This is a genomic window from Streptomyces sp. 11x1, assembly GCF_032598905.1.
GTDB lineage: Bacteria > Actinomycetota > Actinomycetes > Streptomycetales > Streptomycetaceae > Streptomyces.
In genome coordinates this window covers 2607455-2628604 of record NZ_CP122458.1, presented here as the reverse complement: position 1 = coordinate 2628604, position 21150 = coordinate 2607455, and the positions used below count along the sequence as shown (strand labels likewise).

At 72.0% G+C, this 21150-nt stretch carries 21 protein-coding genes and 1 pseudogene; 11 read left to right on the top strand and 11 right to left on the bottom strand.

Annotated features, from left to right (window positions below; all coding sequences use genetic code 11):
* Positions 1-69: 69 nt before the first annotated feature.
* The 9 genes from P8T65_RS11470 to P8T65_RS11430 form a co-directional block, all read right to left on the bottom strand.
* A complete protein-coding gene (locus P8T65_RS11470; protein ID WP_316725319.1) occupies positions 70-981 on the bottom strand; it encodes a M56 family metallopeptidase in 912 nt (303 codons plus the stop codon).
* Positions 978-1346, bottom strand: coding sequence for a BlaI/MecI/CopY family transcriptional regulator (locus P8T65_RS11465; protein WP_045562083.1), 369 nt, complete (start codon positions 1344-1346; stop codon positions 978-980). The genes P8T65_RS11470 and P8T65_RS11465 overlap by 4 nt, the downstream gene beginning before the upstream one ends.
* A 131-nt stretch (positions 1347-1477) precedes the next feature.
* On the bottom strand, positions 1478-2149 hold the full coding sequence (locus P8T65_RS11460) for a DUF305 domain-containing protein (RefSeq protein WP_316725318.1): 672 nt from the start codon (positions 2147-2149) through the stop codon (positions 1478-1480).
* A 94-nt stretch (positions 2150-2243) separates the two neighbouring features.
* On the bottom strand, positions 2244-2666 hold the full coding sequence (locus P8T65_RS11455) for a hypothetical protein (RefSeq protein ID WP_316725317.1): 423 nt from the start codon (positions 2664-2666) through the stop codon (positions 2244-2246).
* Between the two features lie 165 nt (positions 2667-2831).
* Positions 2832-3311, bottom strand: coding sequence for a hypothetical protein (locus P8T65_RS11450; protein ID WP_316725316.1), 480 nt, complete (start codon positions 3309-3311; stop codon positions 2832-2834).
* Positions 3295-3795, bottom strand: coding sequence for an RNA polymerase sigma factor (locus P8T65_RS11445; RefSeq protein WP_316725315.1), 501 nt, complete (start codon positions 3793-3795; stop codon positions 3295-3297). The genes P8T65_RS11450 and P8T65_RS11445 overlap by 17 nt, the downstream gene beginning before the upstream one ends.
* Positions 3796-3867: 72 nt before the next feature.
* The gene (locus P8T65_RS11440) at positions 3868-4503 is read right to left on the bottom strand and encodes a class F sortase (RefSeq protein WP_316725314.1); all 636 of its coding nucleotides are present in this window, start codon (positions 4501-4503) and stop codon (positions 3868-3870) included.
* A complete protein-coding gene (locus tag P8T65_RS11435) occupies positions 4500-4880 on the bottom strand; it encodes a sortase-dependent protein (RefSeq protein WP_316725313.1) in 381 nt (126 codons plus the stop codon). The genes P8T65_RS11440 and P8T65_RS11435 overlap by 4 nt, the downstream gene beginning before the upstream one ends.
* 287 nt (positions 4881-5167) lie before the next feature.
* Positions 5168-5344 (bottom strand): hypothetical protein, encoded by a 177-nt coding sequence (locus tag P8T65_RS11430; protein ID WP_316725312.1) that lies wholly within the window; start codon positions 5342-5344, stop codon positions 5168-5170.
* 87 nt (positions 5345-5431) lie between these two features.
* Between P8T65_RS11430 and P8T65_RS11425 the strand changes: the two are divergent.
* A pseudogene (locus P8T65_RS11425) lies at positions 5432-6033 on the top strand (DNA-binding response regulator).
* Positions 6034-6111: 78 nt separating this feature from the next.
* Here P8T65_RS11425 and P8T65_RS11420 read toward each other — a convergent pair.
* On the bottom strand, positions 6112-10395 hold the full coding sequence (locus tag P8T65_RS11420; RefSeq protein WP_316725311.1) for a bifunctional nitrate reductase/sulfite reductase flavoprotein subunit alpha: 4284 nt from the start codon (positions 10393-10395) through the stop codon (positions 6112-6114).
* A 478-nt stretch (positions 10396-10873) separates the two neighbouring features.
* Here P8T65_RS11420 and P8T65_RS11415 point away from each other — a divergent pair, with 478 nt between their 5' ends.
* The 4 genes from P8T65_RS11415 to P8T65_RS11400 all read left to right on the top strand — a co-directional run bounded on the left by P8T65_RS11415 (position 10874) and on the right by P8T65_RS11400 (position 13789).
* On the top strand, positions 10874-11263 hold the full coding sequence (locus P8T65_RS11415) for a cell division protein SepF (RefSeq protein ID WP_184903789.1): 390 nt from the start codon (positions 10874-10876) through the stop codon (positions 11261-11263).
* A gap of 280 nt (positions 11264-11543) precedes the next feature.
* A complete protein-coding gene (locus P8T65_RS11410; RefSeq protein ID WP_316725310.1) occupies positions 11544-12719 on the top strand; it encodes an ATP-binding protein in 1176 nt (391 codons plus the stop codon).
* An 82-nt stretch (positions 12720-12801) separates the two neighbouring features.
* Positions 12802-13119 carry a nucleotide pyrophosphohydrolase gene (locus tag P8T65_RS11405; RefSeq protein ID WP_221523938.1) on the top strand — a complete coding sequence of 106 codons (318 nt, stop codon included), beginning with the start codon at positions 12802-12804 and terminating at the stop codon, positions 13117-13119.
* A gap of 193 nt (positions 13120-13312) precedes the next feature.
* A complete protein-coding gene (locus P8T65_RS11400) occupies positions 13313-13789 on the top strand; it encodes a DUF6099 family protein (RefSeq protein ID WP_316725309.1) in 477 nt (158 codons plus the stop codon).
* A gap of 179 nt (positions 13790-13968) precedes the next feature.
* Here the strand turns inward: P8T65_RS11400 and P8T65_RS11395 are convergent, their stop codons facing one another.
* Positions 13969-14136 (bottom strand): hypothetical protein, encoded by a 168-nt coding sequence (locus P8T65_RS11395; RefSeq protein ID WP_316725308.1) that lies wholly within the window; start codon positions 14134-14136, stop codon positions 13969-13971.
* Positions 14137-14375: 239 nt separating this feature from the next.
* Between P8T65_RS11395 and P8T65_RS11390 the strand changes: the two genes are divergently transcribed.
* The 6 genes from P8T65_RS11390 to P8T65_RS11365 all read left to right on the top strand — a co-directional run bounded on the left by P8T65_RS11390 (position 14376) and on the right by P8T65_RS11365 (position 21127).
* Complete coding sequence (locus P8T65_RS11390; RefSeq protein WP_316725307.1) at positions 14376-15299, top strand: LLM class F420-dependent oxidoreductase; 924 nt, start codon at positions 14376-14378, stop codon at positions 15297-15299.
* 363 nt (positions 15300-15662) lie between these two features.
* The gene (locus tag P8T65_RS11385; RefSeq protein WP_316725306.1) at positions 15663-17036 is read left to right on the top strand and encodes an amidohydrolase; all 1374 of its coding nucleotides are present in this window, start codon (positions 15663-15665) and stop codon (positions 17034-17036) included.
* Positions 17026-18081 (top strand): LacI family DNA-binding transcriptional regulator, encoded by a 1056-nt coding sequence (locus tag P8T65_RS11380; RefSeq protein WP_316725305.1) that lies wholly within the window; start codon positions 17026-17028, stop codon positions 18079-18081. The genes P8T65_RS11385 and P8T65_RS11380 overlap by 11 nt, the downstream gene beginning before the upstream one ends.
* A 187-nt stretch (positions 18082-18268) precedes the next feature.
* On the top strand, positions 18269-19018 hold the full coding sequence (locus P8T65_RS11375; RefSeq protein WP_316725304.1) for a glutamine amidotransferase: 750 nt from the start codon (positions 18269-18271) through the stop codon (positions 19016-19018).
* Positions 19015-19842, top strand: coding sequence for a purine-nucleoside phosphorylase (deoD, locus tag P8T65_RS11370; protein ID WP_316725303.1), 828 nt, complete (start codon positions 19015-19017; stop codon positions 19840-19842). The genes P8T65_RS11375 and deoD overlap by 4 nt, the downstream gene beginning before the upstream one ends.
* 184 nt (positions 19843-20026) lie before the next feature.
* On the top strand, positions 20027-21127 hold the full coding sequence (locus tag P8T65_RS11365; protein ID WP_316725302.1) for a BMP family ABC transporter substrate-binding protein: 1101 nt from the start codon (positions 20027-20029) through the stop codon (positions 21125-21127).
* The last annotated feature ends 23 nt before the right edge of the window (positions 21128-21150 follow it).

The following is a 21150-nucleotide window of genomic DNA, read 5'->3' as shown; positions in this document are numbered from 1 at the left end:
AACGAGCTTCACACCTTGCGGAGTTGGGTCCCAAGAGGCCGTGCGACGACGGGGGCGGCCACATCCGCGTCACGCGGCGCCCAGCGGGCAGGTGACGAGCAGTGGCAACAGCGGGACGGTCGCGGTCGCTGCGGCGACGGAACCCCAGAACGCGCGATGCGTGGGACGGCGCGGCCCGAGCACCCGCCGGATCCGGATCAGGACCGCCGGGCCGCCCGCCGCGAAGGCGGCCTTCGGGGTCCGGGCGGCTGCCATCTCGTACATCGCGCTCGCCAGGGCCCCGTCGGAGTGGGCGCGCAGGGCGTGGTCGTCGGCGACCATCTCCAGCAGGAGTGCCGTCTGCGCGCGGGCGTGACGGGCCAGGGAGAGCCGGGGGAAGAGCGAGTGGAACGCCTCCGCGGCGGCGATCACCAGATGGTGGCGGCCCGCGATGTGGGCCCGTTCGTGCGCCAGGACCGCCGCCAGTTGTTCGGGGCTCAGCTCCCTTACGGCCGCGTCGCTGATCACGATCCGGGGCCGGTGGCCCGGCAGGCAGTAGGCGGCGGGCACGTCGTACGGCAGGACGGTGGCCCCCAGCCGCTCGGAGCGGCGGCCGACCAGATCCACCGCCTCCCGGTGCCGGTTCCGCGCGCGCCGGGCTCGTACGACATGGAAGGCGAAGGCGCTTGCGAGTGCCGTCCCGAGCGCCGTGGGAACGGCGACCGCGAGGCGGCCCGCGGCGTCGTATGCGGGTCCGCTCGCGCCCAGGTCGAGTCCGCAGGAGTGCAGCAGGCCCAGGAGTCCCTGGTGTGTGTGCTCGGTGGGCATCAGCAGGTGGTACGCGGTCAGCGCGATCCCGAGGACGAAGGACAGCGTCAGCGTGTGCCAGACCAGCAGGGCCAGGGCGGGCGCCCGGTGCGGCCATGCGGCGCGCAGGACCAGGGGAGGGGCGACGAAGCCCACCGCCGCCGTGTAGGCGAGCAGGAGTGGAGCCGCGTTCACGGTTTCGCCTGCCGTCCGACCGCGCGCAGCGCTTTGCGCAGGGCGGCCTGCTCCTCCTCCGTCATGTTCTCCACGAAGTGGACCAGCGCGGCCGGCCGGTCCTTGCTCGCGTCGAGACCGTCCTCCATCAGCGCGGCGGCGTACGCCTCGCGGCTGCGCACGGGGGTGTACAGCCAGGCGCGGCCCTGCTTGCCCCGCAGCAACCAGCCCTTGTTGTAGAGGATGTTGGTGACCGTCATGACCGTGGTGTAGGCGAGCGGACGAGTCTTGTTGAGATCGTCGACGACCTCGCGCACCGTCGCCGGACGGTTCCACGTCCAGAGGCGGTCCATGATCTCCGCTTCCAGTTCCCCCAGCCGTCTCATGGCCCCTGCTCCTTCTGGCTGTTGACGTGTACGCACGTAGGCGCGTACGCAGGGGCATAGTAGATGGCCTGTAGACGGCCTGCCCGCGTGAGGACCGGCGCGGGCCCGTCGTCGGCCCGCGCCGGGGGCGCTCAGAGTCGGTCGAGGATGTCGTTGAGCTGCTCGACCTCGGCGGTCTGGCCCTTCACGATGTCACCCGCCATCTTCACGGCGGCACCGTTCTTGCCGTCCTTCTGCTCGTCCTCGGCCATGGTGATGGCACCGTTGTGGTGCTGGATCATCATCTCGGCGAACATCTTGTCGAACTTGGTGCCCTTCATGCCCTTGAGCTGCTGCATGTCCGCGTCGGACATCATCCCGTCGCCGCCGCCGCCGTGGTCCATGCCGGGCATGGACTCGACGGTCGTCGGCTTGCCCCAGGACCGCAGCCACCCCTTCATCGCCTTGATCTCGGGGGCCTGGGCCTTCTCGATCTGCTCGGCGAGCTCCTTGAGTTCCGCGTCGGAGGCCCGGCCGTCGGCGAGTTCGGCCATGTCCAGGGCCTGCTCGTGGTGCGGGATCATCATCTGCGCAAAGGTGACGTCCGCGTCGTTGAAGTCGCCGGATCCGGTGTCGGACGACCCGGCGTCGGACGATCCGGCGTCGCCGGACGCGGACGGCGAACTCTTGCCGCTGCCGTGGTCCATGCCGTCCATGTCGTCGCCGCATGCGGTGAGGAGCAGGGCGCCGACGGCGACGATGCCGACGGTGGCGCAGGCGCGGCGAAGGCGCGTCCGGCGAGCGGTACGCGTGAAGGCAGTCATGGTCGATTCACCTCGTGGTGTGCGTTCTTGGCTGTTCGTGGGCAGGCGGAGCCGCGGGGCCGCGCAATGCGCGGCCCCGCGTGGGCGGTTCGGCCTACAGCCGCAGAACTGACAGACGGGTGAGATCGGGCCCGCGCGGCGGCGGGCAGGGTCGCGCGATCGCGGCGACCTGGGCGAGAAGTGCCGCCCACTCCTCATGACGGCGGGTGAACGCCGACTTGAGGAGGACGGTGAGAGCCCATGCGCCGAGCAGGATCGTCACGCAGAGGGACTGCATGTCCATGGTCGTGGCCGGTTCGTGCGAGGACGACAGCCCCGGACCCGGCGCCGTCGACGACGGCCCCGGACCCCGCGCTGTCGTATGTGTCGCAGTGGCGTGCGAGGCGGCGTCCACGGAGTGTGCGGGCTCGCCGGGATGCCCCGTGCTGTGCATCGCGAAGACGCTGAAGGCGAGGACGGCGACGAGCAGCAGATGGCCGAGGGGGCCACCCGCGCGTACGCGCCGACTCAGCTTCATGCGGGGCTCCGTCACCGGCCGTTCTGGATCTGCTGTCACGACCGTACCCAAGGAACGGTCGTCGCGCCGGGTGATGGGGCGTTTTCTACTGTTCTACTAAGAGGTTTCGTGGCGTAGATCACGCGGCGGCGACACCTGACCACGGCGCCGCCGCGTGGGCGGGGATCAGGGCGTGCCGGAGGTGCTGTCCAGAGCCGAGGGACGGGTGGCCTCGGCCGGGGGCGCCGACGGGGCGGTGGTGTCGGTAGCGGTCTTGCTGGGTGGGGCCGAGGGGGCCGGGGTCGCGGGGCTGTCGCTGCCCGATCGGGGGTCGGGGTTGCGCGACGGTGTCGGTGCCGATGTGGGTGTGGGTGTCGGCGTCGGTGACGGGGAGGTGCTGGTCGCGGGGGGTGGGGCCAGGGGGACCGAAGGGCTCGCGGGGGCCTCGTCGCCGCCGAGCCGCAGCGGGAGGGCGATCAGGGTGACGACCGCGCAGGCCGCGGCGGCACCGGCCGCGGCCCGGGCCAGCCGGCGGCGGGCGGCGGTGCGGCGGATCGCCTCGTAACGGCCCGGCGGTGGGCCGAGGCGGTCGGCCGGGGGACGCAGGAGGACGGTGAGCGGGTCGTCGGGCTCGAAGTCCGGGCCCTCGTCAGGGCGTGTGATCAAGGCTTCTCCTCAGGTGGGCGCGGAGCAGTTCGCGGGCCGCGTGGAGGTCGGCCTTGACGGTTCCTTCCTTGCGTCCGGTCAGCTCGGACACCTCCCGGATCGGCATGTCAGCGTAGTAGTGCAGCAGGATCGGTACGCGCAGCCGTTCCGGCAGCGACCGCACGAGCAGCCGCACCGAGGGGTCGGACTGTTCGGCGTCGTCGTACCGCGGGCGCACCGCGGCCTCGGCGGTGGCCCGGTGTATCGCCTTGCGTTCGCGTTCGAGCTTGCGCCAGTGGTCCCGTACGAGGTTGGCCGCGGTGACGTAGAGGAAGCCGTGAGGCTCCGCCACGGACGTCCAGCGGGCCCAGAGCCGGGTGAACGCCTCCGAGGCGATCTCGTGGGCCGTCTCGTCGTCGTCGACCAGCCGACGGCACCAGCCGGCGAGGCGTGGGTAGAGGGCGGCGAACAACTCGGACGCGGCCTTCTCGCGGGACCGTTTCAACGCTCTCCATGGTCGTGATGGTGCGACAAGAGGAAGGGAGGAAGGGAGGGGAGGGGGCGGGCGGGACGCTGGTCACCGGGCCGTGGGGCTCAGCGTCGCGAAGACGATCACGTTGTCCCGGTACTCCTCGCCCGTGCGCGGGCCGCCGCAGGTGATGAGGCGCAGCGCGGGGCGGTTCACGTTGCCGTAGACGTCGTTCACGGGGAAGTCGGCCTTGGCGACCGTGCGTACGGAGTCGACGGCGAACTCCGCTGTCGTGCCGTTCTCCAGGCGCGCCTCGATCCGCTCGCCCCGCCGCAGCCGGGCGAGCCGGCGGAAGACGCCGTCGCCGTAGGGGCCGACCGTGACATGGCCCAGGATCACCGACGGGCCGGTCTGGCCCGGCGTCGGCGAGTGCCGGTACCAGCCCGCCCTGTCGTGCTCCGTGACCGGCGGCACCTCCACCGTGCCGTCCGGGGCCAGCCCCAGGCGGATGACCGGGGTGTCGACCTCGATGGCCGGGATCAGCAGCCGCACCGGGACCGAACGGGCCAGGGGGCGTGCCGCGCCGCGTGTCGGCGACGGGGGCGGGGACGGCGAGGACCGATGTGGGGTCGCGCCGCCCTCGGAAGGCTTGGTCGTGGCGTGGTCGGCGCGGCCACCCCCGCAGCTCACCGACAGCGCGGCGGCCGCCGCCATGGCGAAGGCGCGCCTGGAGAGCGGTGTCACGCCTCGTTCGCCCGCTTGCGGCGTACGAGGACTACGGCCGCGCCGCCGCCGAGGAGCAGCGCGGTGGCACCGGTGCCCGCCAGCACGGCCGTGCCGCTGGCCCCCTGCGACTCCGGCGCCGTACCGGTGTCGGGGGCTCCGCTCGGGACGACGGAGACCTGGCTCGGTGCCGGGCTCGCGACACTGTCGTCCGTGGCCTTGGTGGGCGCGGTGTCCGACGGATGGTCCGTGGCGGGGGCGGTCGGGACGGGGGTCGGTGCCTTGGATGCCTCCTGCGGTACGGCGGACGGGCTCGTGTCGTCGGCGAAGGCGGGGAGCGCGGTCGCCAGCACGGCGGTGACGGCAAGTGCCGTGGCACTGAGGACGGTTCGGCGCATGGGTCGCTCTCTCTCGTCTGGATCGGGTCTGTCGAACGGCTTCGCGGGCTACCGCGCGGCCCGTTGCCCGGGGTGCGGCGGCGTCACGTACCGAGCGGAGAGACGAGACAGCGGCGGGGTGCGTTGTAAAGAGATGGCAAAGTCGTCTCTGGGGGTGGTGGGAGGGCTGGGGGTGCTGGGAGCGGTGGGAGAGCTGGGGGGCGCCGGGGCGTTGGCGGTTGGGTGGCGCTGCGTGCTTTGCGGACTCCGGGTGGCTGCGGGCCTCTGGGCTCACGGGGGCGTACGCGTCACGCGAGGAACACCAGCTCCACGGCGACCACCACATCCACGACCGCGCACCAGTCGGCGAAGGTGGGGGCCACGACGCCCCGGAGCCGACGCATCCTCAGATGGGCGAGGTCCCATACGCCGTGGCAGAACCAGTCGGCCGCGATCAGATACCGGCCCAGGTCCGCGTCCAGCACCAGCCCGGTCGCGGCCAGCGCCCCGAACGCGACCGCTCCGGCGGCCTGGCGTCCGCATCCGCACGACCGTACGAAGGGAGCGGCCCGATGATCCGGCTGCTCATCGCCGTCGACGAGGACCTCCTCCGTGGCGCCCTGGTCGCCCTGTTGGCGCTGGAGGACGATCTGGCGGTCGTCGCCGAGGCGTCCACGTCCACCGGAGCGGTGCGGATGGCCCGCGAACTCCGCCAGGACATCGCGGTGCCCGACCTGGAGATGCCGCCGACGGACGGGCTGCGCGCAGCCGAGGAGATCGGGGCCGAACTGCCCACCCGTGTCGTGCTGATGACCCGGCACGCCCGTCCGGCGGTGCTGCACCGGGCGCTCCTGGCCGGGGTGCGCGGCTTCGTGCCCAAGACCACCCCGGCCGCCCGGCTGGCGGAGATCATCCGTGACGTCGCCGCCGGGCGCCGCTACGTCGACCCGACATCGCCGCGTCCGCCCTCACCGAGGACGACTGCCCCCTCAGCGAGCGCGAACTGCAGGTGCTGCGCGCGGCCCGCACCGGCGCCTCGGTCGCCGAGATCGCCGACGAGGTCCACCTGGCCCAGGGCACGGTCCGCAACTACCTCTCGGCCGCGATGTCCAAGCTGGGTGCCCCCACCCGGCATGCGGCGGCGCACCGCGCGTGGCAGCAGGGCTGGATCTGAGCGGAGCGCAGGCGCGTGTCACCCGGGCGGCGCGACCGGTCGGGCCCCGCTCGGCGAACAGGCCCGGCCGGCACCCGCTCAGTACACGTCCCGCACGTACCGCTTCTCCGTGGCCAGCTGCTTCACGTACGCGGCCGCCTCGTCCTCGGTCATCCCGCCGTGGGTGATCGCGATGTTCCGCAGGGCCCGGTCGACGTCCTTCGCCATCCGGGAGGCGTCGCCGCACACGTAGAAGCGCGCGCCGTCCTGGAGCCAGTGCCACAGCTCGGGGCCGTGCTCGCGCATCCGGTCCTGGACGTAGACCTTGGCGCGCTGGTCGCGCGAGAAGGCGGTGTCCAACCTGCTGAGCACGCCCGACTCCTGAAGCTCCGTCAGTTCCCCCTGGTAGTAGAAGTCCGTCGCCCGGTGCTGCTCCCCGAAGAACAGCCAGTTGGGCGCCCGGTGGCCGAGGGCCCGCCGTTCCTGGAGGAAGCCGATGAAGGGCGCGACACCGGTGCCGGGGCCGACCATGATCATCGGGGTCACCGGATCGGCGGGTGGCCGGAAGTGCGGCGAGCGCTGGACGTGGACCGGCACCTCCAGGCCCGTCTCGCCGTCCGCGAGGAAGGGGGAGCAGACCCCGCCGCGCGGGCGCCCGTGCAGGTTCTCGTACCGCACGACCGACACCGTCAGCGAGATGTGGTGCGGGTCGACGAGCGGGCTCGACGAGATCGAGTACAGACGGGGCTGCAGCTTCTTGAAGACACCGGCCCACTCCTGGGCGGAGGCGCGTACCGCGAACTCGGCGACCACGTCGACGGCCTGTCGTCCCCAGGACCACTGGGCCAGCCCGTCCTTGTTGTCCGGACGCATGAGCTTCTTCAGCTCCCGGTTGTCCCGGGTCCGTTCGGAGACGAAGCGGAGCAGGTCCGAGGTGATCCGGGTGATGTCGAGATGCCGGTGCAGCGCCTCGGCGAACGGCACCTCGCCGACCCCGTCGACGGTCACGGGAGCCGAGCCGTCCAGACCGGTCACTGCCAGCCATTCGGCGACCAGGCCGAGGGAGTTGACCGGCCGCACCCCGAGCGCGTCGCCCGCCTCGTACGACAGTCCCGTCCCGCTGGTGTCGAAGGTGAACCGGCGCACCTCCTTGCCCGCTCCGGGCAGGCTCAGCAGCCGGTTGCCGACCAGCCGGGCGGTGGCCGGCGCGGGCCTCGCGGAGCGGTGGGCGGGCGTGGACGTGGGTGTGGTGACCCGGGGAGGGGCAATGGTGACGGAGCCCTGGGGCGCCGTTCCCGCGGCCGTGGGTCCGCCCTCCGCGGGGCCCTCGCCCCCGTCCGTCCCCTTGCCGAGCGCGGTGATGACCTGGCCCAGCCAGGCGTCCGCCGACGGCTCGTAGTCCGGCTCGCAGTCCGTGCGCGGGGCCAGCCGCACCCCGCCCAACTCGTCGAGCCGGGCGTCCAGTCGACGACCGTGCCCGCAGAAGTCGTCGTACGAGGAGTCCCCGAAGGCCAGCACGGCGTAGCGCACGCCGTCCAGGCGGGGGGCCTCCTGCCGGGACAGCGCGTCCCAGAACCCGGAACCGTTGTCGGGTGCGTCGCCGTCCCCGAAGGTGCTGGTGATCAGCAACAGGTCGGCGCCGAGCGGCAGTCGGTCCGGCGCGGCCTCGTCCATCCCGACGAGCGTCGCCCGGTGCCCCGCCGCCCCCAGATGCTCGGCGGCCGCCGTCGCGAACTCCTCGGCCGTCCCGGTCTGCGAGGCCCACAGCACGACGACCTCGCGTCCGGCCGGTTCGACGGCGGCGGGCTCCGCGCTCGGCGCCGTCGACCGCGAGTACATCCCGGCGAGCACCCCGTTAACCCACACCGCGTGCTCGGGCGCGAACGGCGCGTCCGCCGGGAGCACGGGCACCCCCTGCACCCCGGACCCGAGCCCGGCGAGGAACCCGGTGAGGTACTGCCGCTCCTGGGCGGAGAGGACGGGAGGCGGCGAGGGTTCGAGACCGAACGGGTTGGCACCGAGGGCGACCTGAGTCGGCACGGCGACCGACGCCGATACGGGGAGCGGGGACGCCGGTACGGGGGCTGTCGTCGGGGCTGTCGTCTGGGCCGTCGTCGGCGTGCCGGTGGGTTCGCTCCCGGCCGGCGCCGCGAACCTCGTCGGCGCGGCCACCTTCGCCAGGGACACCGCGCACACCTTCAACTCCGGCTGGAACGACAGCGGGTCCACCGCGTCGCTCGTCACCGCGTTGATGCTCAGGTACTCCCCGAAGAGGTCGTTCCAGTGGAACGGCGCGAACACGCACCCGGGCATCACACGGTCGGAGACCACGGCCGGCAGGACGGCCCGTCCCCGCCGCGAGGCGACCTCCACCGAGTCCCCGTCCGCGACGCCCAGTTCACGCGCGTCCCGCGGATGCACCTCCACGAACGGCCCCGGGTTCAGCCTGTTGAGCTTGGCGACCCTGCCGGTCTTCGTCAGCGTGTGCCACTGGTGCTGCAGCCGCCCGGTGTTGAGCACGAACGGATAGTCGTCGTCCGGCATCTCGGCGGGCGGCAGGTGCGGACGTGCGTGGAACACGGCCCGGCCACTGGCCGTGGGGAAGAGCAACCCCCGACCGGTCCCGCCCTCGCCGCCCGCCGCGCCGTCACCGTTTGCGGCCCCGTCACCGTTCGCGTCGCCGGTTCCCACCACGTAGCGGATCGGGTTGCGCGTCGGCCCGTCCTCCGAAGCCGCGGGCCACTGCACGGACCCCGACCGCAGCCGGTCGTACGTCACGCCGCGCAGGTCCCAGCCGGTCTTCGGGTTCCACGCCCGCTTGATCTCCTCGAAGACCTGCTCGGCGCTGTCGTACGAGAACCCCTTCTCGAAGCCCATCTCCCGGGCGACGGCCGCGATGATCCGCCAGTCGGCCATCGCCTCGCCCGGCGGGTCGGCGGCGGGGGCGGCGAGGGTGAGGTTGCGCTCGCTGTTGATGAGGACGCCCTCGGACTCGGTCCACAGAGCGCCCGGCAGGACGACATCGGCGTAGGCGTTGGTCTCGGTGTCAGCGAAGACGTCCTGGGTGATGACGAACTCCGCGGCCTCCAGCCCCTCGATCACGGTCTTGCGGTTGGCCACGGAGGCGACCGGGTTGGTGCAGATGATCCAGCAGGCCTTGATCTCCCCGTCGGCCATCTTCTGGAACATCTCGACGGTGCCCTTGCCGACCCCGTCCTTGCGCAGGCTGTCCGGCGCCAGCTCCCACAGCTCCTCGACGAACGCCCGCTCCTCGTCCACGAGGACGGACCGCTGACCCGGCAGCCCCGGCCCCATGTAGCCCATCTCGCGCCCGCCCATCGCGTTGGGCTGGCCGGTGAGCGAGAACGGGCCGCTGCCCGGCCGGCAGATCGCACCGGTCGCCAGGTGCAGATTGACCAGCGCGTTGGTGTTCCAGGTGCCGTGCGTGGACTGGTTGAGCCCCATGGTCCAGCAGCTCGTCCACTCGGCGGCCTCGCCGATCAGCCGGGCGGCCTCGCGGATGTCGTCCGCCGGGATGCCGGTGATGTCGGCGACGGCGTCCGGCGCGTAGTCGGCGAGGAAGTCGGGCATCGCCTCCCAGCCCTCGGTGTGGGCGGCGATGAAGTCGGCGTCGGTGTGCCCGTTCGCGTGCAGCTGGTGCAGCAGGCCGTTGAGGAGGGCGAGGTCCGTGCCCGGACGTATCTGCAGGAACAGATCGGCCTTCTCGACGGTCGCCGTGCGGCGCGGATCGACGACGATCAGTTTCGCGCCCGCCTTGACCCGGTCCATCATCCGCAGGAACAGGATCGGGTGGCAGTCCGCCATGTTCGAGCCGATGACGAGGAAGACGTCCGCCCGGTCCAGGTCCTCGTAGGAGCCGGGCGGGCCGTCGGCGCCCAGCGACAGCTTGTAGCCGGTGCCGGCGCTCGCCATGCACAGCCGGGAGTTGGACTCGATCTGGTTGGTCCGGATGAAGCCCTTGGCCAGCTTGTTCGCCAGGTACTGGGCCTCCAGGCTCATCTGGCCGGAGACGTAGAAGGCGAACGCGTCGGGGCCGTGCTCGTCGATGATCGCGCGCAGCCGCCGGGCCGTCTCGGCGATCGCGTCGGAGACGGGCGCGGGGGCCGGTTCGTCGCCCCGGTCGTCCCGCACGAGGGCGGTGGTGAGGCGGCCCGGTGCGGCGAGCATGTCGGCGGTGGTCGCGCCCTTGGTGCAGAGGCGGCCGAAGTTCGCCGGGTGGGACTTGTCGCCGGACGCCTTCAGCACCGTGCGCCGGCCGTCGGGGCCCATCCCGACGTCCAGGAGCATGCCGCAGCCGACACCGCAGTACGAGCACACGGTCCGCACCTGTGTCGTGGTGCTCTGCGGGCCCTGCGCGGCCACGGGCGGCCCCTCTCTGTCGGCGTCCGGGGTGTCCGGTCGTTCGTCCGTTCGTCCGTTTGGTCGTCCGGTCGGTCCACCGGGCGCTGTCGGTGCGGCGGCCTGCGTTGTCCGGCGTGACAGCCGTTCGTCGTCCGGCGTGAAAGCTCTCGCCGTCCGGGGCGATGGCCGTTCGCTGTCCGGCACGATGGCCGGTTGCCTTCTGGTACGGCTGCCGGTCGGCTGCCGCTCAGTCGCCGGATCGCCGCCCGGCAGGCTCGATCGTACGAATTGCCCGTTACGCCTGTGTCACATGATCCGATCATGAGGCGTTACGCCCGCCACACATGGCCGCGTGAGGGGCTGTGAGGGTGGGTTCCGGCTGCCGGCCGGGACGGAGGAGTCGCGGTCCGTGTCGCTGTTGGGCCGAACGGGTGACCATGCGTAAGAATTGGCCGATGCAGTCATTCAGTGCGAGCCAGGGGGAAGGCCGGTGAACAGGGTGAACAGCCACGATGTCACCGACGAACAGTGGGAGGGGCTCGCCCAGGTCGTGCCGCTGCGGGGCCGGGACGCCTGGCCGTCCGCGGTCGGCCATCGGACCATACCGGAAGCCGAGACGGAGGCCCGGCGCCGCTTCGTGGTGCTGCGCGTCAACGTCTTCGCGGACGCCCGTGAGGTGGCGGAGACGCTGATGGCGGGCGTTCCGGTGCTGTTGGACCTGTCGGGCGCCGAAAGTGACACCGCCAAGCGTGTGCTGGATTTCAGCACGGGCGTCGTCTTCGGCCTGGCATCCGGGATGCACCGGGTCGACCGGAACGTGTTCCTTCTCACGCCACCGGGGACCGAGGTGCGGGGGCTGATGGAGGGGGCCGGGATCCCGGGGGTCTGACGCGCGCGGCGTTCGCGCGGCGGGGCGAGCCTGAACGTGGCGCGTCGGGGCTCGGGGTGGGCGGCGTGTGGTTCGCGGCGCCTGGTTCATCGCGTGTGGTTCACGGCGCGTGGTTCCTGGCGCCTGGTTCGTGGTGCGTGGCAAACAGGGCGCTTGCGGGGGTTCGGGGCGCTGTCCGTGCGGGCGGGGCGCCCTCGTTCCCGGCGGGCGCTCCCTCGATCGTAGGAAGATCCACTCGGCGGAACGGTTTGTCTGCGGCGCGGGCTCCTAGTGTCCGCATATGACCGTGTCATCCCTTTCGCCGGTGGTGCCCGGCGTGGACGCCGGGGCGCGTCCGGAACGGCCGTGCGTCACCGAACTGCGGCTCTCCGCCTTCGCCGGACACCGCAACGCCTTCCTTCCGCTGGGGCCGCTGACCCTCCTCGCGGGGCGCAGCGGCAGCGGCAAGACCACCGCGCTCAGGGCGTACGAGGCGCTGGCCGGGCTCGGTGGTGGCGCCGGCCTCGACGAGGTCTTCCCCGACCCGCTGGGCTGCGTCCCCGAACGGGCCCGTCCCGACGCCCAGCGGCGCCGCGGCTTCCGGATCGGCTGCACGGCCGACGGTCCCGAGGGGCCCGTGCACCTCGACATCGCCGTCCAGGCAGAGCCCGAACTCCGCGTCGTGGGCGAGCGGTTGACGTGCGGTGGGCTCACCCTGCTGGAGACGGCGCTCGTCGACCCGAGCCGCCCCGTGGTCCAGGCCGCCTGGCACACGGCCGGCTCCTCACCGGTCACCCGCGGCCCCCTGCCCGACGACCGCCTCGGTACGGCACTACTTCCGCTCCGCGTCGCCGGCAAGACGGACGGCCAGCGCCGGGTCCTCGCCGCCGCCGAGCAGATGGTGGTCGCCCTCCGCTCGGTCTACGCCTGTGATCCCCGCCCCGGCCGGATGCGCGCCGCCGTGCCGCTCGGCTCCGGTCGGCTGCTGCGGGGCTGCGACAACCTCGCCGATGTGCTGTGGCGTACCCGGACGGAGTGCGGCCGACGGCACGCGCTGCTCGTAGGCGCGGTGCGCGAGGGCTGTGCGGGGCCGGTCCTCGATCTGCTCGCCGAGCCGCTGCGGGACGGCGCGGTACGGGCGGTGCTGGACCGGGGGGACGGTGTGCGGACGGCCCTGGGCCTGCTCGGCGACGGCGAGTTGAGGTATCTCGCGCTGTCGCTGGTGCTGTTCACCGGGCCCGGTGTGCTGGAGGTGGACCAGGCCGCGGAGGTGCCGGCGGCTCTGCAGACGCTCACGGTCCTCGCCGACGGCTTCGACCGGGCCCTGGACCCCCGGCAGGCGGGGGAGTTGGTGCGGCTGGCGGCCCGGATGTGCGAACGCGGGCACATCCGGCTCGTCGGCGCGGTGAGCGACGCCTCCTGGGCCGCGGGAGTGGCGGGGGTGACGGTGGTAGACCTGAACCGTGAAAGATCCTGAATCCCGGACGGGGCAAGGCCCCGAGTCCGAAACGGGGCAAGGTCCTGGGGCCGGGCGGAAGCGGCCCGAGCGGAAGCCGGACCTGGCGGCGCTGCAGCGGCGGCTCGCCGAGTTCGCCGCCGCCCGCGACTGGCAGCAGTACCACACGCCCAAGAACCTGGTCTCCGCGCTGAGCGTCGAGGCGTCCGAACTCGTCGAGATCTTCCAGTGGTTGACGCCGGAGGAGTCGGCTCGTGTGATGTCGGACCCGGAGACCGCCCACCGCGTCAGGGACGAGGTGGCCGACGTGCTCGCCTATCTGCTCCAGCTCTGCGAGGTGCTGGGGATCGACCTGTTGTCAGCGCTGGATGCGAAGATCGACCGCAACGAACGGAGATTTCCGGCACCGGGGCGACCCTGAGGACGCTCGACGCTGAGCGCCCTCATCCGGTTGTCACTCTCCGGAGTTGAAAAGTTGTCCACAGTCGACTTGTTATCCACAGATTTCAGGCTTCCTCTGGCTTTCTGTCTCAGCGACCCTCACTGTGGGTAATGAACAGGCAGGAGTTCGGGCGGACGTGTGAGAGCGCGTCGGGGAAAGTCGGGGGCAGCGCATGGATGCGGTGCGGCTCATCTTCGCGAGTGGGCGTGCTCTGGCGGGCAGCGTCGAGGGACCTCAGATCATGGCGGAGGCGTGGCAGTCCTATGCCCTCGCCCAGGCGATCGGGAGCCGTCTCGCGGTCTCGGGACCTCCCGAACTGCGGGGTGAGGCCCTGGGGTTGACCGAGCTGGCCGGCAGTGGCTGCGGCATACTCGGCGCCCCGCCGCTCGGTGTGGGCGATTTACGCGCCGCCCAGCTCACCGAGTTGGGCGACGCCCACGAGTCGCTGCTGCGGCTCGGGGGCCTGCTGGGCGAGGTCGGCATCGCGCTCGTGGGTCTGGCGAGCGGGGCGGACGACGAGGCGACGTACTGGCAGTGCATGGAGGCGATCGACGCGGCGGACGAGGCACGGGACCGGGTGCTGGAAATGCTCCGGCGCCTGGCCGTCAGAGACCAGGTCCTGTCGGAGAGAGACGCGGCGGCGGGGTGAGCCGCTGGGGACGGGCAGTCGCCTGCTTCTAGGGGCGCGGGGAACTGCGCGATGAACCCTCACTCACCCGCAGTCGAAGAACGCGCCTCGGCGGGCGGGCGAGGGGCGAGGCCCCCGAACACGGCGAGCGCCCGGCCGGAAACGCACGGCCGGGCGTCGGGATCGTGGCTCGGAGAGCCTCAGGCGGATCCGCTCTCCTCCGTGGAGGCGGCCCGCGGTGCGGAGAACTCCGCGTCGAGCTGGGACAGGTCCGCGTTCAGGGCAGCCATCAGCTCCTCCATCTGCTGGAGCAGACCCTTCGGCTGCGCAGGCACGGCAGCCTGCTCCGGCACGGCTTCCTGGGACATGTGACGGCCTCCTCGGCCCTCGCCCCCCGAGGGGGCACGTGGTGCGGGCGTCCCGGCAGCGGCCGCCGGCGACGGGTGCCGGGCGGTCCGGCTCCTCCCGAGCAACGATCACCGTTCCGGCCGGTCACTGACGCCGTCGGTCCCGGGCGCCGGATTGACGGATTTTCACCCGACCGTGGCCCCAAGGCACCAGTGCTACCGGTGCCGTTGACCGGGGGGTGAGCGTGCAGGATGGAGGCATGGATCTTCGCATCTTCACCGAGCCCCAGCAGGGGGCGACCTACGACACCCTCCTCACCGTCGCCAAGGCGACCGAGGACCTCGGATTCGACGCGTTCTTCCGTTCCGACCACTATCTCCGCATGGGCTCGTCGGACGGCCTGCCCGGCCCCACCGACGCCTGGATCACCCTGGCCGGCCTCGCCCGCGAGACCAAACGCATCCGCCTCGGCACCCTGATGACCGCAGGAACCTTCCGCCTGCCGGGTGTGCTCGCCATCCAGGTCGCGCAGATCGACCAGATGTCCGGCGGCCGGGTCGAGCTCGGCCTGGGCGCGGGCTGGTTCGAGGAGGAGCACAAGGCGTACGGCATCCCGTTCCCCAAGGAGAAGTTCGGGCGTCTGGAGGAGCAGCTGGCCATCGTCACCGGTCTGTGGGCCACCGAGGTCGGCAAGACGTTCTCGTACGAGGGCACCCACTACCAGCTGACCGACTCGCCCGCGCTGCCCAAGCCCGCGCAGGCCAAGCTGCCGGTCCTCATCGGCGGCCACGGCGCGGTCCGTACCCCGCGGCTCGCCGCGCGGTACGCCGACGAGTTCAACATGCCGTTCGCCTCGATCGAGGACAGCGAGCGCCAGTTCGGCCGGGTCCGCAAGGCCGCGGAGGAGGCGGGCCGCAAGGGTGACGACCTCGTGTACTCGAACGCCCTGGTCGTGTGCGTGGGCAAGGACGACGCCGAGGTCGCCCGGCGCGCCGCCGCGATCGGCCGCGAGGTCGACGAGCTCAAGGCCAACGGGCTGGCCGGCTCCCCGGCCGAGGTCGTCGACAAGCTGGGCCGCTACCAGGCCATCGGCTGCCAGCGCGTCTACCTCCAGATCCTCGACCTCGACGACCTGGACCACCTGGAGCTGATCTCCGGCCAGGTGCAGTCCCAGCTGTCGTAGCGAAACACGTCCCGCGCCCGGCCCGGGGCGCGGGACGGCGCCGCCCGCCGCCACCACGGCCCTGAGCCGACACGCCACGACCCTCCGGGCCGCGGGCCTCAGGTCCTCAAGTCCTCCGGGACCTGCGCCGCCGGCCCTCCGTGCCCCGGCCTCCGGCCTCCCCCCCGAGCCATCGCGCCTCCTGGGATGCGGCGGTCTCAGCCCGGTTCTCCGGGCCTCCGGCCACAAGCCCTCGGTCCGCCGGCCCGGGCTCTCGGCTCCGGTCTCCGGCCACAAGCCTCCGTCCTGCCGTCCCGAGACCCTTCCGATGTCCGAAGCGTCTCCTTGTTGTGCAAAACGTTTTGGATATCTAGCTTGTGTCGCATGAGCGACAGAACGTCCCCTTCCGTCACCCGCCCCCGCCTCCTCGTGCGCGGCTGTGACGTGCTGCGTGTCCCCGTGGAGGGCGAGTGCGACGTCCTGCCCGCGCGGGACATCGTGGTGGCGGACGGCGTCATCGTGGAGGTCCGGCCGACGGAGGCGGAGCGCCCGGACGAGCCGGGCACGGAGGTGGTCGACGGGCGAGGGCTGCTGGCCCTGCCCGGTCTGGTGAACGCGCACACGCACAGCCCGATGGTGCTGATGCGGGGCGCGGCCGAGGACGTGACGGTCGAGGGGTGGTTCAACGACCGGGTGTGGCCGATGGAGTCCAACCTGACCGCCGAGGACGTGCGGGCCGGCGCGCTGCTGGCCTGTGCGGAGATGATCCGGTCGGGCGTCACCACCTTCGCGGACCACTACTTCTTCCCCGAGGGCATCGCCGAGGCGGTGGCCGAGGCGGGGCTGCGCGCCGACATCGCGCCCACCTACTTCAGCAGTGGCGGCGCCCAGGCGCTGGAGGCCACCGTCGCCTTCGCCGAGACCTGGCACGGCGGGGCCGACGGCCGCGTGACCGTCTCGCTCGGGCCGCACGCCCCCTACACCGTCGACGACCGGGACCTGCGGACCCTCGCCGACCACGCCCGGCGGCTCGGGGTGCGCGTGCACATCCATGCCGCCGAGCACCTGGAGCAGACGGAGTCCAGCCTGGAGCGGCGAGGGATCACCCCGATCCGGGTGCTGCACGACACCGGTGTCCTGGACGCGGGTGCCCTCATCGCGCACGGCTGCGGGATCGTCGAGCGGGACCTGCCGCTGCTGGCCGAGTACGCGGACCGGACGGCTGTTGCCTGCTGCCCCAAGGTCTACCTCAAGCACGCGCTGTCCCCGCTGACCCCGGTCCGCGACCTGCTGGGCGCCGGGATCACGGTGGCCGTAGGCACCGACGGGGCCGCCGGGCACAACACCCTGGACGTGTGGGAGGCGCTGCGGCTGGTCGCGCTCACGCAGAAGCAGGCGGTGCGGGACGCCACCTGGATGACGGTGTCCGACACCCTGCGGACGGCCGTGCGGGGCGGGGCCCGGGCCCTGGGGCTCCAGGACCGGATCGGCGCGCTGGAGCCGGGCATGCGCGCCGACATCGTCCTCACCGATCTGTCCGGCCCGCACTGCCGTCCGCTGCACGACCCGCGTGCCGCGCTCGTCTACAGTGCCCGTGCCGCCGACGTCCGCACGGTGATCGTCGACGGGCGGGTGCTGATGCGCGACGGACGGCTCCTCACCGTCGACGAACCCGCAATGCTCGCCGACGCGGACGCGCGCGTCGCACGGATCCTCGACACCTCGCACGGCAGGGCGGTGCAGCACTATGACCCGTGATCTGACCCGCGACACCGCCCACGACCGTCCCGCCGTGCGCCGGGCCGCCTCCATCAAGGACGTCGCCGCGGCGGCCGGGGTGAGCCCCACCACCGTCTCGCACGTGCTGAGCGGGAACCGGCCCGTCAACGAACAGACCGCCGCCCGGGTGCGCAGCGTCGTCAACCGGCTCGGGTACGTGCCCGCGTCGCTGGCCCGCAGCCTCCAGGCCGGTGCCACCTCCGTGATCGGCCTGCTGATCCCGGACATCAGCAACACCTTCTTCGCCGAGCTGGCCAAAGGCGCCGAGGACGCCGCCCACGACCTCGGGTACGGGCTGATCCTGTGCAACACCGAGTTCGACGCCGACCGCGAGGACCGCTACCTCGGCATGATCCGCAGCCGGTTCATCGACGGCATGGTGTACGCCTCTGGGTCGCCCCCGTCCCGGAGGCGGCTGGAGGCGCTGATGGGCAAGTTCCCGATCGCGCTCGCCGACGAGGAGGTGGAGGGCCTGAGCGGGGCGCTCATCGCCAGCGCCGACCACGAGGTGGGCGGCCGGCTGGTCGGCGAGCATCTGCGGGCGCTCGGCCACCGCCGGGCCCTGATGCTGACCGGCCCCCGCGACCTGAGGAGCGGGGCGGCCCGCGCGCACGGCTTCCGCCAGGCCTTCCACGGCGATGTCGTCGAGCGGACGGGCGACTTCAAGGAGGAGTCCGGGTACCGGTTGGTCGCCGAACTGCTCGACGACGGCGGACTCGCGGACCGCACCGCCGTGTTCGCGGCCAACGACCTGATGGCGTTCGGCGCGCTCGCCGCGCTGCGCGAGGCAGGGCTGTCCGTGCCGGAAGACCTGTCCGTCGTCGGCTTCGACGACATCCGGGCCGCCTCGCTGATCAACCCGTCGCTGACCACCGTCCACCAGCCCGCCTACGACGTCGGGCGCACCGCCACCGCGCAACTCCTCCAGTACGTCTCCCGGGGCGAGGTCCCGCCCGCGTCCCGGCACACCCTCCCCGTCGAACTGAAGGTACGGGGGAGCACGGCACCCCCCGCCGCCCGCTGAACCACCGTCACCTTCACCGCTTCCGTCACCGTCAGCGTCACCGTCCCGTCGTCACCGTCGCCGCGCCACGCGGCCATGTCCCTGTGCCCCGAGGCGCCCGGACACGGCGAGGAACACACCCCCGAGCACCTCCGAACGCCCTCTCCGAGCACCTCTGAATCCCCCCTGAGAGAAAGTCGGTTCGTCCATGCCCAGAGTCCTCGTCGTCGGCGAGTCCTGGTTCACGTACACGGTCCATCAGAAGGGCTTCGACGCCTTTCACACCGCCGAGTACACCGAGGGCGGCGGCGTCTTCCTCGACGCGCTGCGTTCACGCGGCCACGACGTCACGTACGTGCCCGCGCACGAGATACCCACGCGGGTCCCGGACACCGCCGACGGCTTCGACGCGTTCGACGTCGTGGTCATCAGCGATGTCGGCGCGAACAGCTTCCAGCTGCCGCCGGAGACTTTCAACCGGTCCGAGCCCGCCCCCGACCGCTCGGAGCTGGTGCGGGACTTCGTCGAGCGCGGCGGAGGCGTGCTGATGATCGGCGGCTATCTGACCTTCAGCGGCATCGACGCCCGCGCGCGCTGGGGGCGTACGCCGCTGGCCGCCGCCCTGCCGGTGACGATGCTCGACCGCGACGACCGGGTGGAGCTGCCGGCTGGGGCCGTCCCCGAGGTGGTGGGAGGGCACCCCGTCGTCGCCGGACTCGACCGTGCCTGGCCCGCGCTCCTCGGCCTCAACGAGGTCGCCGTACGACCGGAGGCGGCGCTGCTCGCCGAGTGCGCCGGGCATCCGCTGCTGGCCGTCGGCGACCACGGCACGGGCCGCTCGGCCGCCTTCACCTCCGACGTCGCCCCGCACTGGGCCCCGCCCCCGTTCCTGGAATGGGACGGCTACGCGGAACTGTGGGACCGCCTCGTCCGCTGGCTCGCGGGGGAGGAGCTGTGACGGCCGCCGAGGCCGTACCCGTACCCGTACCCGGGCCCGTGCCCGTGCCCGTGCCTGTCGGCACTCCGGCGTCCGTCGGCACCCCCCACATCTCCGCCGCCTCCGGCGACTTCGCCCCCCTTGTGCTGATGCCCGGCGACCCCCGGCGGGCCCGGCGGATCGCCGAGACGGTGCTCGACGGCGCGCGGCTCGTCACCGAGGTGCGCGGCATCCTCGGGTACACCGGCACGTACGGGGGCGTACCGATGTCGGTGCTCGCCTCCGGCATGGGCATCCCGTCGATGTCGATCTACGCGACGGAGCTGTTCCGGCACTACGGGGTCCGCCGGATCGTCCGGGTCGGCACGGCGGGCGCGCTGACCACCTCGGTCGCCCTCCGGGACGTCGTCATCGCCTCCGCCGCGCACACCGACTCCAGCGTCAGCCGCCTCCTGGTGGACGGTGTGACCCTCTCCCTGGCCGCCTCCTACCGGCCGCTGCGCGCGGCCGTCGACGCGGCGAACGCCGTCGAGGCGGAGGAACCGGGCGGACCGGGCCGCTCGGACCGTCCAGCCGTGCACATCGGCCCCGTGTTCTCCAGCGACCACTTCTACCTCGACCGGCCCGCGGTCCTCGACGCCCTCGAACGCCGGGGCACCCTCGCCGTCGAGATGGAGGCGGCCGGGCTGTACGCCGTGGCCGCGGCGGAGGGCGGCGAGGCGCTCGCTGTCCTGACCGTGTCGGACCACGTGCGCACCGGCGCGGCCCTGTCCGCCGCGGACCGGGAGACCGGGTTCGACCGTGCCGTCCGCATCGCCGCGGCCGCGCTGCGGGCCGACGGCTGAAATTCCCCGGGAAGAAATCAAACAGAAACCGTTCGGCGTAGCCAAAACGTTTTGTACTTCCTACTGTCGCTGTCAGCGAGAACAGCGGACGGAAGTCAGAAGTCAGAAGCCAGATGTCAGAAGACAGAAGACGCAAGACTGCGGACAGAGAAAGAAGGAAAAAATGATCAGGAGGTCGGCAGTGATGAGAATTCGCCGTAGTTACGGACCGGGCGCCGCCGCCGCAGTGGCGGGAATGCTGGTGCTGAGCGCGTGCGGGGGATCGGGGTCCGACGATTCCGGGGCGGCCTCCTCCGGAAAGCCCCGGATCAAATTGGTGGTCAACGGCGGGCTCGGCGACAAGTCGTTCTTCGACTCCGCGTACGAGGGGCTCAAGCGGGCCGAGAGCGAGCTGGGGTACGAATTGAAGGTGGTGGAGCTGGGCTCGGACCGCACCAAGTGGGAGCCGGGATTCGAGGACGCGGCGGCGGCCGACGACTACGACATCCTCGCGGCCGGCACCTTCGACGTCACCGACTACATCGGTGAACTCGCCCCGCAGTACCCGGACAAGAAGTTCTGGGTGTTCGACTCGGCCGTCGACTACTCCGGCAAGAACGGCTGTTCCAACAAGTGTGAGAACGTCTACTCGGTGACCTTCAAACAGAACGAGGGCGGTTATCTGGCCGGATTCCTCGCCGAGAAGCTGGTCGCCGAGAAAGCCCTCAAGGGAGCCGAATCCCTGAACAAGGTCGGCGTCGTGGGAGGCGTGAAGATCCCCGTCATCGAGGACTTCATCGTCGGATTCAAGGCCGGGTTCAAGGCGGCCGGCGGCAAGAACTCCGACGTCCTCACCCAGTACGTCGGCGGCGACAAGCCCTTCGGCGACCCCGCCAAGGGCAAGGAGATCTCCACCGCGATGTACGGGCAGGGCGCCGCCCTCGTCTGGCCGGTCGCGGGGCTCTCCGGGCTCGGCACCTTCGAGTCGGCCGCGAGCGCCGGCCGCTACACCTTCGGCGTCGACTCCGACCAGTACCAGACCCTCACCGACAACGCGCAGAAGAACACCGTCGTCACCTCGATCCTCAAGAACGTCGGCAACGCCCTCTACCAGGCCGCCGAGGACGACAAGAAGGACGCCGTGAAGTACGGCGCCGTGCAGAGCGTCGGTCTCGCCGAGGACGCGGTCGGTTACGTCGACGACGCCCACTTCCAGGAGATCGTGCCGGAGAAGATCCGTACCGAGCTCCAGAAGGCGGCCGACCGCGTGAAGTCCGGTTCCCTCACGGTCCCCAGCGCCTTCTGACCCCCGCACCCACCCCGAACGGC